Below are 13,189 nucleotides of genomic sequence, written 5' to 3' on the forward strand. Positions count from 1 at the left end.
AAGCATTCCAGCACTGGGGTCAGGTGATCGGACCGAGTTCCTTCCAGGTGAAGCCTTCAGCCAGCACCTCGACCGAGCAGTCGTGGCCCCGAAAGAAGAAATGCTTCATGTCCTTGAAGTTGTCCGGATACGCTGGGAAGTGCCTCATTTGATACGTGTTGGCTTCGGCCAGCCATCTACTGCCTTTGACCTCTCCCATGCCCTGGCGCGACTCACCGCCGATCGCCAGTAGCCGTGCAGAGATGCATCGAAAGAATTCCAAGCGGATGGCCGCGCGACGATTTTCTCCTTGGAACCAGGCGATGAACTCGAGGGAACTGATCCCAATCTCCCTGGCGTCCAAAGAAAGATACGAGGTGGACGGTGAGACAGTGAATGGCAACCCATTGAGGGTGGTCAGCATGTTGTTTGGTGTAATCACGATAGCTATCAGCGCAATCCATGAACCTGATTGACAGGGGCACTTGCTCTGGATTGGCTAATTGCCGCAAGCTTATCCGGCGCTCTCCAGCCCAGAAGCCCACCAGTCTTCAGTACGGCGATAGCGATGCAGGCCCACCGTTTCAAATTCATCTTGCGCAGGAGCAGCGACATGAACTCCAAGCAGAGTGAGCGCCTGATTGATGGGACCGAACTCGCCTGCCTGTGGACCAAAGATCAGAGCTCCGTCACGAAATGCAGCCGCGCCTTGACTGCCTATGCCACCGAAGTACTCAGTCTCGAAATATACGAGGGTACAGCCTGCCGACGCATCGGATAGCTTGAGCAGCAGTTGTTGGGAGAGATTGTTGAATCCTTCCGGATAGCTACTCAACGGCGGTCCGAGGATGGAGTCGATGTCATCGACGCGTAGCGGCAGAAGCCCGAGTCCCAATGCCAGCGGCACTGGCGACCGAAGTGACCGTTGCCGTGCAAACAACTCAAGCGCTTCGAGCTTGGCGACCAGTCCTGTGACGGTGTGCCCCATGGCGGCTAGGCCGGCTGCGCCGACCTGGGCTGGAGCAAGTCCCAACGGTTCCCGTAGAGATCCTCGAACACCGCCACCTTGCCGTAAGGCTCGTCCCTCGGCTCGCCCACGAACCTGACGCCTTTGGCCTTGTAGGCCTGATGGTCGCGTTCGAAGTCATCGGTGTGGAGAAACAGGAACACGCGACCACCGGATTGATCCCCGACGCGCGCAGCCTGTTGAGGGTTCGATGCGCGTGCCAGCAACAGCCGGGTTTCGCGCGAACCGGGAGGGGCCACGACGACCCAGCGCTTGTCCTGCGCCGGCACGTGCGTGTCCTCGATCAACACGAAATCCAGGATGCCGGTGAAGAAGGCCAGCGCCTCGTCGTAGTCGCGAACCAGAAGCGATACGAGACCCAACGATTGATTCATGGCCCTCCACCGGTCCCGGGCGTTCACTCCGGACGAATGTGCCCGTCCTTCACCACCTTGCCCCAGCGCGCCGCCTCCGCACGGATGAACGCCGCGAATTGCTCGGGCGTGCCGCCAGCGATTTCGTTGCCCTGGCTGAGCATCTGCTCGCGAATCGCCGGGTCGGCCAGCGCCTTGTTGCAGGTCTGGTTCAGCAAGGTGACGATGGCCGGGGGCATGCGGGCCGGACCGACCAGGCCTTGCCAGTTCTGCACCTCGAAGCCGGCCACGCCTGCTTCCTGCATCGTCGGCAGATCGGGGAACAGCGGCGAACGCCCCTTGCTCGTGATGGCCAGCGGACGCAGCTTGCCCGCCTTGATCATCGGCGCGGCTTCGTACATCTGCGTGAACATCATGTCGACCTGGCCACCGATCAGGTCAGTCGCCGCCGGCGCGCCGCCCTTGTACGGCACGTGGATGATGTCGATGCCGGCGATCTGCTTGAAGGTCTCGCCGGAGAGGTGGTGCGAACCGCCCATGCCGCCCGATGCGAAGGTCACCTTGCCAGGCGTGGCCTTGGCCGCGGCAATCACGTCCTTCACCGTCTTGAACCGCGAGTCAGGACGCACGGTGAGGATGAGCGGGCCCTTCTCGATCAGGCAGATGGGCGTCAAGTCCTTCGCCGGATCGAACGACAACTTCTCGAACATCGTCGGGTTCACCGCGAGCGGCGCGAAGTTGCCCATGCCGATGGTGTAGCCGTCCGGCTTGCTCTTGGCGATCGCATCGGTGCCGATGTTGCCGCCTGCACCCGCCTTGTTGTCCACGAGCACGGGCTGGCCGAGCGCCGTGGAAATGAACTTGCCGACCTGGCGCGAGCGCTGGTCTGCATTGCCGCCTGCAGCGTACGGGCAGATGAGGGTGATCGGCTTGGACGGGTACTTCTCCTGCGCCCAAACGCCCGCCGCGGGCAGCAGCAGGGCAGAAGCTGAACTGAACATGAAATGGCGGCGTTGCACGCTTGTCTCCTTTTGGATGGAATGGCCAAGAGGTTACTCGCTGAGGCTGTCGATCGGCTGTCGATCCACTGTCGATATTGCGGCAATGCGGCCTCGGCGGTCAGCGGGTTGTCAGGCGCAACACGACTACCCCGCCCGCCTCACCGGCAAGCCCGCAAACTGCTTCATCGTCCGCAGCACAAAGGCTGAGCGCGTCTCCCGCACGCCCGGCAGCGTCCCCGCGACGCGGGTGATGAAGTCGGAATAGCTGTCCATGTCCTTGGCCACCACATGCAGCAGGTAGTCGCCCCCACCGGACACCATGTGGCAAGAAATCACCTCATCGATCGCCGCCACCGCCGCCTCGAAGAGCTGGATGTTGCGCTCGTCATGCGAATGCACGCTGACCATCAGGAAGGACTCGATGCCGAAGCCCAGCCGCTTCGCATCGAGCAGCGCGTGGTACCCGCGGATCAGCCCGGCCTCCTCCAGCCTCTTCACGCGGCGCCAGGTGGGCGTGACCGAGAGGTTGAGCTTGTCAGCCAGGTCCGTGCTGGACAGCCTCGCGTCGCGCTGCAGCTCTTCGAGGATCGTCATCTCGACGTCGGTCAATTCGGAGGTGCGGCTCATCGGGACCCTCTGGTTTACATGCGCAAAGTAGACCATGCGCTGCAGGCGCTGTCATCGCGGCATCCCCTTCAGCCGCCGGCATCCAGCGCGCAGCGGTCGATGAAGCGCGCCAGCCGGACATCGTTGCCCGACAGCCCGCCCACGTCGTGCGTGGTCAGCAGGATGTCGACGCGGTTCCACACGTTGCTCCACTCCGGGTGGTGGTTCATGCGCTCGGACTCCAGGGCCACGCGGCTCATGAACCCCCAGGCCCTCGAGAAGCAGCCAAAGGTGAACGTCTTGCGGATGGCCTGGCCATTGGCCACCAGGTCCCAGCCGCCCAGCGAAGCCAAGGCCTCGTGGCGCTCTTGCGCATTCAGCCGCACCACGGCTGCCTCAGACGACGCGGCAGGCATCGCTGAACCGCAGGCGCGGGCTGCGCGGGAACAGGCCGGCCGGGTCCCCATGCCCGAGGTTGCAAAGGAAGTTGACGCGGATGGACGTGCCTTCGAAGTACAGCGCGTTGACGGCGTCCTCGTCGAAGCCCGACATCGGACCGCAGTCCAGGCCGAGCAATCGCGCGGCGAGGATGAAGTAGCCGCCTTGCAGGCTGCCGTTGCGAAAGGCCGTCGACGCAGCCACCGCCGGGTTGGCGAACCAGGTGGGCGCATCCGGTGCGTGAGGAAACAGCACCGGCAGTTGGCGCGCGAAGTCCAGGTCGTAGCCGACGACGGCGGTCACCGGCGCATGCCGCGTCTTGGCGCGGTTGCCCTCATGCAGCGCAGGCAGCAGCCGCTCCTTTTCATCGGCGGAAGCCACGAACACGATGCGTGCCGGCGAACAGTTGGCCGACGTGGGTCCAAGGCTGGTCAGTTCGAAGAGTTGCTCCAGCAGTTCGGCCGCCACGGGCCTCGCCTGCCAGGTGTTGAAGCTTCGCGCCTGCGTGAACAGGCGGCGGATGGCCGCTTCGTGGAGCGAGGTGTCGTCGGTGGCAGGCATGGGGCGCGGCATGGATGAGGATGCCGCGGATTCTTTCGCGGCTGCCCGGCAAAAACGTTGCGCATTCCGGTGCCGTCACGCTGCCGAAAGGAAAACCTTTGCGATTGGCCCGGGGTAAGGAGCCCCTTCCAGGAGCACGGCGTCAAACACCCAGGCCACGGAGCAAGCGCCACTGCACGATCGCCTGCAGCCCCACGCCGCCAGGCCCATCATCCAGCCGGATGCTCGCCCGGTTGCGCGCCGCTGCGCGCTCGGCGATGGACAGCCCCAGTCCGCTGCCGGTCTGGTCCTGATCAGGCAGCCGGAAGAAGCGCTCGAAAGCACGTGCCCGCAGATGCTGTGGAATGCCCGGCCCCTGGTCGATGACGGTGATGCTCGGCCCCGTGACCTCGTCGACCACCGACACCACCACTGTCGACCCATCTGGCGAATACTTCACCGCGTTGTCCACCAGGTTGTCGATGAGCGAGGCCGCGCTCTCGCGGTGCAGCGGCAGCACGCAAGCCTCGTTGGCATGCAACTCGATCTCGATGCCGCGCCGATGCGCGATCTCGGCCATCACCGCAAGCCGGTCGCGCACCAGCTCCACCAGGTCCAGCGGCTTGAGCGCATCGGCCTGTGCATCGCCACCGGAGCGTTCCAGCGCGAGCAACTGGTGGACGGTGTGGGTGGCCCGAGCGACACCGTTGAGAAGGCCTTGCCGTGCCTCATCCAGGCGCGAAGGATCGCGCGCGGTGGCCAGCGCATCGGCATTGAGCTGCACCACCGCCAGCGGTGTCTTCAGTTCATGCGCCGCGTCGACGAGGAATTCCTTCTCCCGCGCCAGTCGCTCGGCCAGCCGCTGCATCAGTTGGTTCACGGCCGCGACGATGGGCTTGAGTTCCTTGTAGCGCGCCTCGGGCAGCGGCGAGAGGTCCGCCGCCGATCGCCGCTCGATCTGAGAGCGCACCTCGTTCAATGGCCTCAGGCCTGACCACACCATGAACCCCGCGGGAATCACGAGGATGGGAATGCACACCAGCAAGGGCAGCAGGTAGTAGCCCATGCTGGACAGGGTGAACATCCAGCTGCCCACCACTTCCTGCACCAACTGCACCGTGAGGCCGGTCTCGGCATCGTTCTGCACCCATCCCGCCAGGGCTCCGGGCATCGGCTTGGGGCGACCCTGGCCTGGCTCGACATGCGGCATGGGCTCTGGTTGTGCGACGCCTTGCGAATACAGCAGCGTACCGTTGCGCCACACCTGCACCTGCAGGGCAGGCGCGTACCAGTCGCGGGCCTTGAAGACCTCCAGCCGCTTCTGGTCAAAGCGCTTCAGGGTGGTGCGGATCTGGTCGGGCCGGTCGGCCACGGTGTACAGCGCCGCCAGCAGATGCTGCGAATAGGACTGGATCTCCGACTGGGCCAGGTCACGTCGGCCGTGTTGGGTCTCGTAGACATCCAGGCCCAGCACGCCGAGCCACACGACGCTCATCACGAACAGGAAGCCGCCGAACAGGCGCAGGAACAGCGAACGGCGCGGCAGCAGACGCATCAACGCTCCATCACGTAGCCCACGCCGCGCACGGTGCGGATGTAGCCGTCGCCGATTTTGCGGCGCAGGTTGGACATGTGCACGTCCAGCGCCGGCCCGTCGCTGTGCGGCAGCGCCCTCGCCTCCAGTTCGCGCCGGGTGAGAACGCGGTCCTGGTAGCGCATGAGCGCATGCAGCAGCGCGAACTCGGTGGGCGACAAGGCCACGGGCGCGCCGGCGCGGGTCACGGTCATCATCTTGTCGTCCAGCTGCAGGTCCCTGGCCTTCCAGGCCGTCTCGCCCGAGTCGCCGCGGCCGGTGGACCGGCGCACCACCGCACGCAGCCGCGCCAGCATCTCGCTCACGGCAAAGGGCTTGACGAGGTAGTCGTCCGCGCCCAGGTCGAGCCCGCTCAGGCGGTCTTCCAGGCTCTCGCGCGCAGTGATGACGAGGATGGGAACGGTGGCGCCTTCGGCGCGCAGCTTGCGCATCAGGTCGAGCCCGCTGCCGTCGGGCAGGCCCAGGTCCAGCAGCACGGCGTCGAAGCGTTCCTCGCGCACCCAGTGCAGGGCGTCGGCCACGCGCCGGACCCAGACCACTTGATGACCAGCATCTTGCAGGGCTGATTGCAAGGCGCGCCCCAGCTCCAGGTCATCTTCGATCAGGCACACCTTCATGCCCGGGGACTATAGCGGAGGGCGCCTAAAGAAAGCCTTAAGTCGGCCCTTAGGAAGCGTGAAGGAAGTGGGCTCAAAGTAACTACCACTTCAACACCAGTCAAGCACGCGGCGTTGCAGTGGACTGCCTTTGGGATTCAACGAACAGGAACACACCAGCCATGAGACACCTCACTCCCATCCTGACTCCGGTCGCCTCCGCCGTGGCCGTGCTCATCCTGAGCACCTGCACGCTGGCAAGCGCCCAGCAGGCCGATGCCAAGCCAGCGGACGCCGCCAAGCCCGAAGCGAAGGCGGCCGACTCCAAGAGCCCGGCGCCCCCCCAGACCCTGGCACCGGTGATCATCACCGGCATCCGCGGCTCGGTGCAGCAGTCCATCACGCAAAAGCGCAACGCCGACAGCGTGGTGGAGGTGATCACCGCCGAAGACGTGGGCAAGATGCCCGACAAGAACGTGGCCGACTCGCTGCAGCGCGTGCCCGGCGTGAACGTGGCGACCTCCGGCGGCGCGGAAGGCGGCTTCGGCGAGAACGACCGCGTGAGCCTGCGCGGCACGCCCTCGGCGCTGACGCTGACCACGCTCAACGGCCACTCGGTGTCCAGCGGCGACTGGTTCTCCGACAACATCGTGGGCGGCGGCCGCAGCGTGAGCTACTCGCTGCTGCCCTCGGAGCTGATCGGCCGCGTCACCGTGCACAAGAGCGCGCAGGCCGACGTGCTGGACGGCGGCGCCACCGGCGTGGTGGACATCGAGACGCGCAAGCCGCTGGACTTCAAGGAGCGCCTGACCTCCGCCATCCGCTTGGACGGCGTGCACTCCAGCCTGTCGGGCAAGACCGACCCGCAGGTGAGCGGCATGGTGAACTGGAAGAACGACGAAGGCACGCTGGGCGTGCTGGTGCACGCCTTCCACGAGAAGCGCCACCTGCGCCGCGACGGCCAGGAATTCCTGTGGTGGGGTGCCACCGACAACGCCGCGGTGCTGGCCGCCAACCCGGGGCTCAAGGACAAGGCCTTCTCCTTCCTCACGGGCTCGGTGTTCTTCGAGCAGGAGCGCACCCGCGAGGGTGGCCTGCTGGGCGTTCAGTTCAAGCCCTCGTCGGACCTGACGCTGGGCGTGGACATGTTCGCCTCGCGGCTGAACGCGCCCAACATCAACCACAACTACATGCAGAACACGAGCAGCGCGCTCAACAACGGCATCAGCCCGACGAGCTACACCGTGACGGGCAACACGGTGACCTCGGCCACGTTCGCCAACTCCTGCCCCATCGCGAGCTGCGCCGGCGTGTCGTCTTCGGTGCAGGACATCTTCGCGCGCCCCGTGGCCTACAGCGACTCGAAGTTCATCAACTTCGACGTGGCCTACAAGGCCAACGACAAGCTCAGCTTCACCGGCAAGCTGGGCACGACGCGCGGCACCGGCCACACCGAAAGCGTGGGCTTCGAAGTGTGGAGCCCGTGGGTGGGCGGCAGCTACACGCTGCACGGGCTGGGCAGCACGGCCGACGTGTCCGTGCCCGGTTCCGGCACCTACTCGAACGGCGGCGTGAACACGGGCGTGGGCACCTTCGGCTCGGCCGTGACCGCCATCGACAAGGAGACCTACGCGCAGATCGACGCGACCTACCGCACCGACCTGGCCAACCTTCCGACCGTGAAGGTCGGCCTGCGCCATGCGGACCATGAGCGTTCGCTGGAGTTCATTCCCATCGTACTGAGCGCGGCGGGCGCATTGCCCAGCAGCGTGCCGATCGGCTCGCTCACGACCTTCCCCTCGAACTTCGGCAGCACGCTGGATGGCGGCCTGCTCAAGAACGCCTGGACGCTGCCGCTGTCGGCCGTGTCGGACTGGGCCAAGACCTACACCACCTTCACCGGCCACGGCCTGCAGAACGAGTTCCACATCAAGGAGCCGACCACCTCGGCCTACCTGATGGGCAACCTCGACTCGGACACCGTGCAGGGCAACTTCGGCGTGCGGCTCGTGCGCACGACGGAGAAGGTCGGCATCAACCAGCTGGTGTCGGCCGGCGTGTATGCCCCGATCACGGTGACGAGCCAAACCACCGACGTGCTGCCCAGCGCGAACTTCAAGGTGGACCTCTCCAAGGAACTGGTCGGCCGCGTCGCCATGAGCCGCACGATGGCGCGCCCCGAGCTCGGCCAGATGGCCGGGCTGGACCTGCGAGACATCCAGGGCACGGGCACGGTGGGCAACAACACGCTCAAGCCCATCCGCTCGAACAACGCCGACGTGGGCCTGGAGTGGTACTTCGCGCCGCGCTCGATGGTGTCCGGCGGCGTGTACGCGATGAACTTCGAGTCCTACGTCACCTTCGGCGCGGGCAGCGGCACCTACTTCAACGCCAGCAAGGGCGTGTACCAGGTCTACACAGTGAGCCAGCCGGTCAACACCACCGCGCGGGTGTACGGCGTGGAGCTGGCCTACGTGCAGGCCCTGCCGGGCGGCTTCGGCATCAACGCGAACTACACCTATGCCGACGGCAAGGAGACCGGCAAGGCGCCGGCATCGGCCTGCGCCACCACCAACAACTGCGACATGATCGGCACCTCCAAGAACTCCTACAACCTGGGCGGCTACTTCGAGAACGACAAGTTCAGCGCGCGCGTGGCCTACAACTACCGCTCGACCTTCCTCAACGGCACCGACCGCAACAGCGCGATCTACCAGAACGGCGTGGGCACCTTGTCGGCAGCCCTGTCCTACAACGTGAACAAGGACCTGACCTTGTCGCTGGAAGGCAAGGACCTCAACGATCCGCTGCTGAAGTCCTACGCCTCCACGCCGGACCAGCCGCGCGCGTTCTACCGCAACGGCCGGCAGATCTACTTCGGCCTGCGCGCCAAGATCTGAGCACCATCGGTGATGTGAAGTGAAGCGGGGCGCCGCCGGCCACGAGCAGGCGGCGCCTCGCGCATTGCGGAAACAGTGAACATGACGGTCCCACTCGGCCAGTTCGTCCCCGACATCCACAGCGCCACGCCGGCCTACCTGCAGCTGGCGGGCAAGCTCACCGAGGCCATCCATGGCGGCCTGTGGCGGCATGACGTGGCCCTGCCCTCCGAGCGCACCCTGGCCGACGCGCTGTCGATCTCGCGCAGCACGGCGCGCAAGGCCATCGACGTGTTGTGCCAACGCGGCATGCTCAACCGCAAGCGCGGCTCGGGCACCTACGTGAATGCCGCTGCGCCGTCGCTGCCCACCTTGCAGCAGCCGCTGTCGCGGCTCACGCATTTCAGCGAGGAGCTCAGGCGCCGCAACATGACACCGGGCTCGCGCTGGCTCCTGCGCGAGGTGGGGCTGGCGGATGCGGAGGAGACACTCTCATTGGGCTTGTCGCCCTCTGCACCGGTGTCGCGGCTCAAGCGGCTGCGGCTGGCCGACGGCGTGGTGATCGGCATCGAGAGCACGACGATCCCGAGGCAGTACCTGCCGCGGCCCATCGAGGTGGAAGACTCGCTGTACGCGTACCTCGATGCGAACCAGGGCGCACCGTCGCGCGCGCTGCAGCACATCCGCGCAGTGAACGCGACACTGGAACAGTCACGCGTGGCCGGCATCAAGCGCGGCGCGGCCATGCTGTTCATCACGCGGGTGGGTTACCTCGACAACGGCTGCGCCATCGAACTCACCCACTCGTACTACCGCAGCGAGTACTACGACTTCCTCGCCGAACTCAGGCGCTAGTCACTTCGATGGAATGCCCTGGGCGAACTTGAACAGTTCGTTCGGGTCGTAGGCCGCCTTCACCTGCACCAGCTTCGCGTAGTTGCTGCCGTAGTAGGCCGCCTGCCAGTCGGTGATCAGCGGGTCGATGTAGTTCACGTAGGCGCCGCCGCTGCTCCAGGGCTTCATCGCGGTACGCAGGTCGTGGTGCCAGGTGGCCGGCGCATTCGGAGGCGCATCCATGTAGTACTCGGCGCTGAACAGCGCATCGCGGTGCCAGAAGGCTGTCGCGTCCTTGGCGACACGGCCCAGCGCCCCGCCCATCACGTCCAGCAGCACCTGCCCGGTGATGCCCGCCGTACGTGCGTTGTCCATGCTGGTGAGCAAGGTGTCGATGCCTTGCGACGGCAGCGGCTGGTTGAAGTAGTCGGAGGTGGACGCGAAGTAGTACGGCGTCATGTTGCCATCCGGCGTCAGTCCCACCATGTGGCACTGCGACACCGTCCTCGATCCGCAGCCGGCGAGCATCACGTCGCGGTAGCTCTTGCGGCCCGTGCTCGTGAACGCCGGCGTCACGCCGGTGGCCGTCTTGAAGGCGTTCCAGTAAGGCAGCAAGGCGGCCTCGTCCAGCAGGCTCACGCCATAGAGCGTGGCCGAGGGAGGCTGGTTGGACGCGTAGAACGAAAACACCAGGAAGGACCAGATCTCGTCGGGCAGCCCCTGCTGCCAGGTCTGCCAGGTGTCCAGCACCTTGTGCAGGTCGGAGAAAGCGTAGCCGGCAGAGAACTCGGTGAGGTCCTGCGCGGCGTGGGTCTTGAAGGTGAACGACGTGACCACGCCGAAGTTGCCTCCGCCGCCACCTCGCAATGCCCAGAACAGGTCGGGCTCCTGCGTCTCGCTGACGTCCAGCAGGCGGCCGTCGGCCGTCACCATGCGGGCCGACACGAGGTTGTCGCAGGTCAGGCCGTACTTGCGGTCCATGAAGCTGATGCCGCCACCCATGGTGATGCCCGAGATGCCCACGGTCGGGCAGGTGCCGGTCGGGATGGACACCCCCTGGGCCGTGAGCTGGTCGTACACGTCTGCCAGGCGTGCACCGGCGCCGATCGTGCAGGTGCCGTTGCCGTTGACCTGGATGGCGTTCATGGGTGTCACGTCCAGCACCACGCCCGTGCCGGTGGAGTAGCCGCCGAAGCTGTGGCCGCCGCAGCGCGGCGTGACGGCGAGCTGGTTGCTGCGCACGAAGGCCAGCACTTCCTTCACGTCGTCAGGGCTGGCACAGCGCGCGACGGCCTGCGGCTGCACGGCCTCGTAGCGCTTGTTGGCCACTGCCGCGGCCTGCGCGTACAACGGGTTGCCGGGCAGGATGAGCTTGCCGTCCAGGCCGTTGGACAAGCCGGTCCAATCGAGCCCCGTCGCGGGCGGTGGTGCCGGCGATGGCGCCGGACCTGCGGACGAACCTCCTCCTCCGCCACAACTTGCCAGCGATGCTGCGGTGGCGGCCCCCATCCATCCGATGAACCTGCGGCGATCCATGTCGCTCTTTGTGTCTCGCGTCTGAAAAGCAAAAAGCGAGGGCTGCTTGGGCCCTCGCCGGTTCTCCTCCTACAACCTCGTCAAAGCTTGGGCAACGCCGGGATCGACTGGTTGCAATCGCCCTTCAGCGGCAGGTTGCGGCAGACGTACTGGCCGGCCGAGTTCTCGGTGGCCGCGCCGGCCGGTGCCGGCTGGTGCACGCGCTGCTTCCAGATCTGCCACAGCATGAAGCCGTCGTTGGGCTTGCCCTTGTTCTTCACGTAGTTCACGAAGGTCTCGACGTTGTAGTACGGCGTTGCGATGTTGTTGGTGCCGTTCATCATGTCGGCGTCGTATTGCACGCCGTTGGCCGGAATCTTCAGCACCGCGCCGCCCGCGCCTTCCGGTGCGATCTCCATGCCCATGTTGATCGGGCCGCTGTAGATCGCGCGGTACGACTCGTAGCCTTCGCGCGGGTCGTAGTAGTCGCCGCCGTCATACGACATCAGGTTGATGTGGCTGAGCTTGTTGCCGCGCGTCTTGACGACGGTGTACATCACGCCGCCGAACGGCGAGCCCCACTGCACCTTGCCTTCCTCGAAGGGCGAGCCCTTCACGTAGTAGGCGCCGGTGGACCAGCCCGCCACCGAGATGCCCAGCTTCGTGCCGCTGCGAGACTGGATCTCGCTGTAGAGGCTGTCGATGATGCCGTTGATCTGGCCATCGGTGTTGCAGCTGAAGTTCGCCGCGTCGAGCTTGTTGCACGAAGAGCCGTTGGTCTCCCAGTCGATGTCCACGCCCGAGGCGCCCAGGTCGAGCGCCAGGTCGACCACGCCCTTGGCGTTGAAGTTGGACCACTCGCTGCCCTGGCTGTAGGCCCAGCCGCCGTAGGACACCCACACCTGCGTGCCGCGTGCCTTCAGCGCCGCGATATTGTTGCGCAGGTCCTGCGCCTGCTGCGCGGTGAAGGTGCGCTGGCCGTTGTTGGTGGCCGCGCCTTCCACGAACTCGAAGCCCGCCATGTTCTGGTCGAACGCATAGCTGCCCTTCACGTACTGCGTGTTGGGCTTGGCGAAGGCCAGGTTCACGTGCGTGAAGTAGTTCGGGATGTTGCTCGTGGTCAGGTCGTAGATGCTGGTGTTCCACGTGCCCGAGTAGCCGACGTAGCTGCGTGCGGCCGGAGCGGGTGCGGGTGCGGGGGCAGGCGCCGGAGCGGGAGCCGGCGCGGGCGCAGGGGCCGGCGCAGGTGCGGGGGCGGGAGCCGGCGCCGGGGCGCAGGTGTTGACCTGCGTCCAGGGCTGGCCGCTGCCGGTCGGGCCGTTGTTGGTCGAAGGGTTCTGGCCCTGCGTCCACCAGTTGGCCTTGTAGTTCACGCCGTTGACGCTGGCTTGCTGGCCTTGCGTGTAGGCGGTGGCGGCAGCCCAGGCCGGCTGGCAGCCCGGGGCAGGTGCCGGCGCGGGCGCAGGCGCCGGGGCGGGAGCCGGTGCAGGCGCCGGAGTGGGTGCGGGGGCCGGAGCCGGCGCAGGGGCAGGCGTCGGAGCCGGTGCGGGCGCAGGGGCCGGCGGGTTGGTGCTGGAACCGAGGTCCTTCCACAAGCTCGTGTTCGTCGGATTCCAGCCGGTGCTCGCGTAGTCGGTCTGGTCCACCAGGGCCTGGTAGTCATGCCCGCTGTAGGACACGATGGTTCCGGCCTTGTAGAAGGTGTCGGCCTTCCAGGCGGGGTAGGTGGCAGCGTAGATCGACGTGGCGGCGAGCGCCGCCGTGAGTGCGCTCAGGACGCGCAGGCAGCGGGTTCGCGAGCTGGTGGAAGACGTGGTTGCGGGCATG

General features: G+C 66.1%; 13 protein-coding genes. 2 read left to right on the forward strand and 11 right to left on the reverse strand.

Annotation, left to right across the window (positions count from 1 at the left end; genetic code table 11):
* Positions 1-19 precede the first annotated feature (19 nt).
* The 9 genes from DZC73_RS17250 to DZC73_RS17290 form a co-directional block, all read right to left on the reverse strand.
* On the reverse strand, positions 20-403 hold the full coding sequence (locus DZC73_RS17250) for a hypothetical protein (RefSeq protein ID WP_124541582.1): 384 nt from the start codon (positions 401-403) through the stop codon (positions 20-22).
* Positions 404-493: 90 nt separating this feature from the next.
* Positions 494-967, reverse strand: coding sequence for a hypothetical protein (locus DZC73_RS17255; RefSeq protein WP_124541583.1), 474 nt, complete (start codon positions 965-967; stop codon positions 494-496).
* A gap of 5 nt (positions 968-972) precedes the next feature.
* Entirely contained in the window at positions 973-1,380 is a 408-nt protein-coding gene (locus DZC73_RS17260; protein ID WP_124541584.1) for a VOC family protein, read from the reverse strand.
* Positions 1,381-1,403: 23 nt separating this feature from the next.
* Positions 1,404-2,378, reverse strand: a complete 975-nt coding sequence (locus DZC73_RS17265; RefSeq protein ID WP_235835173.1) for a Bug family tripartite tricarboxylate transporter substrate binding protein — start codon at positions 2,376-2,378, stop codon at positions 1,404-1,406.
* Between the two features lie 126 nt (positions 2,379-2,504).
* Complete coding sequence (locus DZC73_RS17270; RefSeq protein ID WP_161974623.1) at positions 2,505-2,987, reverse strand: Lrp/AsnC family transcriptional regulator; 483 nt, start codon at positions 2,985-2,987, stop codon at positions 2,505-2,507.
* A gap of 68 nt (positions 2,988-3,055) precedes the next feature.
* Positions 3,056-3,382: a 4a-hydroxytetrahydrobiopterin dehydratase gene (locus DZC73_RS17275; RefSeq protein ID WP_124541586.1), complete on the reverse strand. Its 327-nt coding sequence runs from the start codon at positions 3,380-3,382 to the stop codon at positions 3,056-3,058.
* A complete protein-coding gene (locus tag DZC73_RS17280) occupies positions 3,363-3,965 on the reverse strand; it encodes a malonic semialdehyde reductase (RefSeq protein WP_124541587.1) in 603 nt (200 codons plus the stop codon). The genes DZC73_RS17275 and DZC73_RS17280 overlap by 20 nt, the downstream gene beginning before the upstream one ends.
* A gap of 142 nt (positions 3,966-4,107) precedes the next feature.
* Positions 4,108-5,499, reverse strand: coding sequence for an ATP-binding protein (locus DZC73_RS17285; RefSeq protein WP_124541588.1), 1,392 nt, complete (start codon positions 5,497-5,499; stop codon positions 4,108-4,110).
* Positions 5,499-6,155: a response regulator transcription factor gene (locus DZC73_RS17290; protein WP_124541589.1), complete on the reverse strand. Its 657-nt coding sequence runs from the start codon at positions 6,153-6,155 to the stop codon at positions 5,499-5,501. The genes DZC73_RS17285 and DZC73_RS17290 overlap by 1 nt, the downstream gene beginning before the upstream one ends.
* A 161-nt stretch (positions 6,156-6,316) precedes the next feature.
* On the opposite strand from DZC73_RS17290, the gene DZC73_RS17295 reads away from it, so the two are divergent.
* Positions 6,317-9,034, forward strand: coding sequence for a TonB-dependent receptor (locus DZC73_RS17295; RefSeq protein WP_124541590.1), 2,718 nt, complete (start codon positions 6,317-6,319; stop codon positions 9,032-9,034).
* A gap of 81 nt (positions 9,035-9,115) precedes the next feature.
* Positions 9,116-9,868: a GntR family transcriptional regulator gene (locus tag DZC73_RS17300; protein ID WP_124541591.1), complete on the forward strand. Its 753-nt coding sequence runs from the start codon at positions 9,116-9,118 to the stop codon at positions 9,866-9,868.
* On the opposite strand, the gene DZC73_RS17305 is transcribed toward DZC73_RS17300, so the two are convergent.
* Both DZC73_RS17305 and DZC73_RS17310 read right to left on the reverse strand, forming a co-directional pair.
* A complete protein-coding gene (locus DZC73_RS17305) occupies positions 9,869-11,242 on the reverse strand; it encodes an FAD-binding oxidoreductase (RefSeq protein WP_161974624.1) in 1,374 nt (457 codons plus the stop codon).
* 221 nt (positions 11,243-11,463) lie between these two features.
* Positions 11,464-13,188, reverse strand: a complete 1,725-nt coding sequence (locus DZC73_RS17310) for a carbohydrate-binding protein (RefSeq protein ID WP_198414870.1) — start codon at positions 13,186-13,188, stop codon at positions 11,464-11,466.
* Position 13,189: the final 1 nt, after the last annotated feature.

It is taken from the genome of Rhizobacter terrae (assembly GCF_003852895.1).
GTDB classification, from domain to species: domain Bacteria; phylum Pseudomonadota; class Gammaproteobacteria; order Burkholderiales; family Burkholderiaceae_C; genus Albitalea; species Albitalea terrae.

Bases quoted from the DNA above. Each gene is read 5' to 3' on its own strand.
- DZC73_RS17260 (WP_124541584.1), bottom strand. From the start codon at position 1,380: ATGAATCAATCGTTGGGTCTCGTATCGCTTCTGGTTCGCGACTACGAC.
- DZC73_RS17300 (WP_124541591.1), top strand. From the start codon at position 9,116: ATGACGGTCCCACTCGGCCAGTTCGTCCCCGACATCCACAGCGCCACG.
- DZC73_RS17285 (WP_124541588.1), bottom strand. From the start codon at position 5,499: ATGCGTCTGCTGCCGCGCCGTTCGCTGTTCCTGCGCCTGTTCGGCGGC.
- DZC73_RS17250 (WP_124541582.1), bottom strand. From the start codon at position 403: ATGCTGACCACCCTCAATGGGTTGCCATTCACTGTCTCACCGTCCACC.
- DZC73_RS17295 (WP_124541590.1), top strand. From the start codon at position 6,317: ATGAGACACCTCACTCCCATCCTGACTCCGGTCGCCTCCGCCGTGGCC.
- DZC73_RS17255 (WP_124541583.1), bottom strand. From the start codon at position 967: ATGGGGCACACCGTCACAGGACTGGTCGCCAAGCTCGAAGCGCTTGAG.
- DZC73_RS17310 (WP_198414870.1), bottom strand. From the start codon at position 13,188: ATGCCCGCAACCACGTCTTCCACCAGCTCGCGAACCCGCTGCCTGCGC.
- DZC73_RS17270 (WP_161974623.1), bottom strand. From the start codon at position 2,987: ATGAGCCGCACCTCCGAATTGACCGACGTCGAGATGACGATCCTCGAA.
- DZC73_RS17275 (WP_124541586.1), bottom strand. From the start codon at position 3,382: ATGCCTGCCGCGTCGTCTGAGGCAGCCGTGGTGCGGCTGAATGCGCAA.
- DZC73_RS17280 (WP_124541587.1), bottom strand. From the start codon at position 3,965: ATGCCTGCCACCGACGACACCTCGCTCCACGAAGCGGCCATCCGCCGC.
- DZC73_RS17290 (WP_124541589.1), bottom strand. From the start codon at position 6,155: ATGAAGGTGTGCCTGATCGAAGATGACCTGGAGCTGGGGCGCGCCTTG.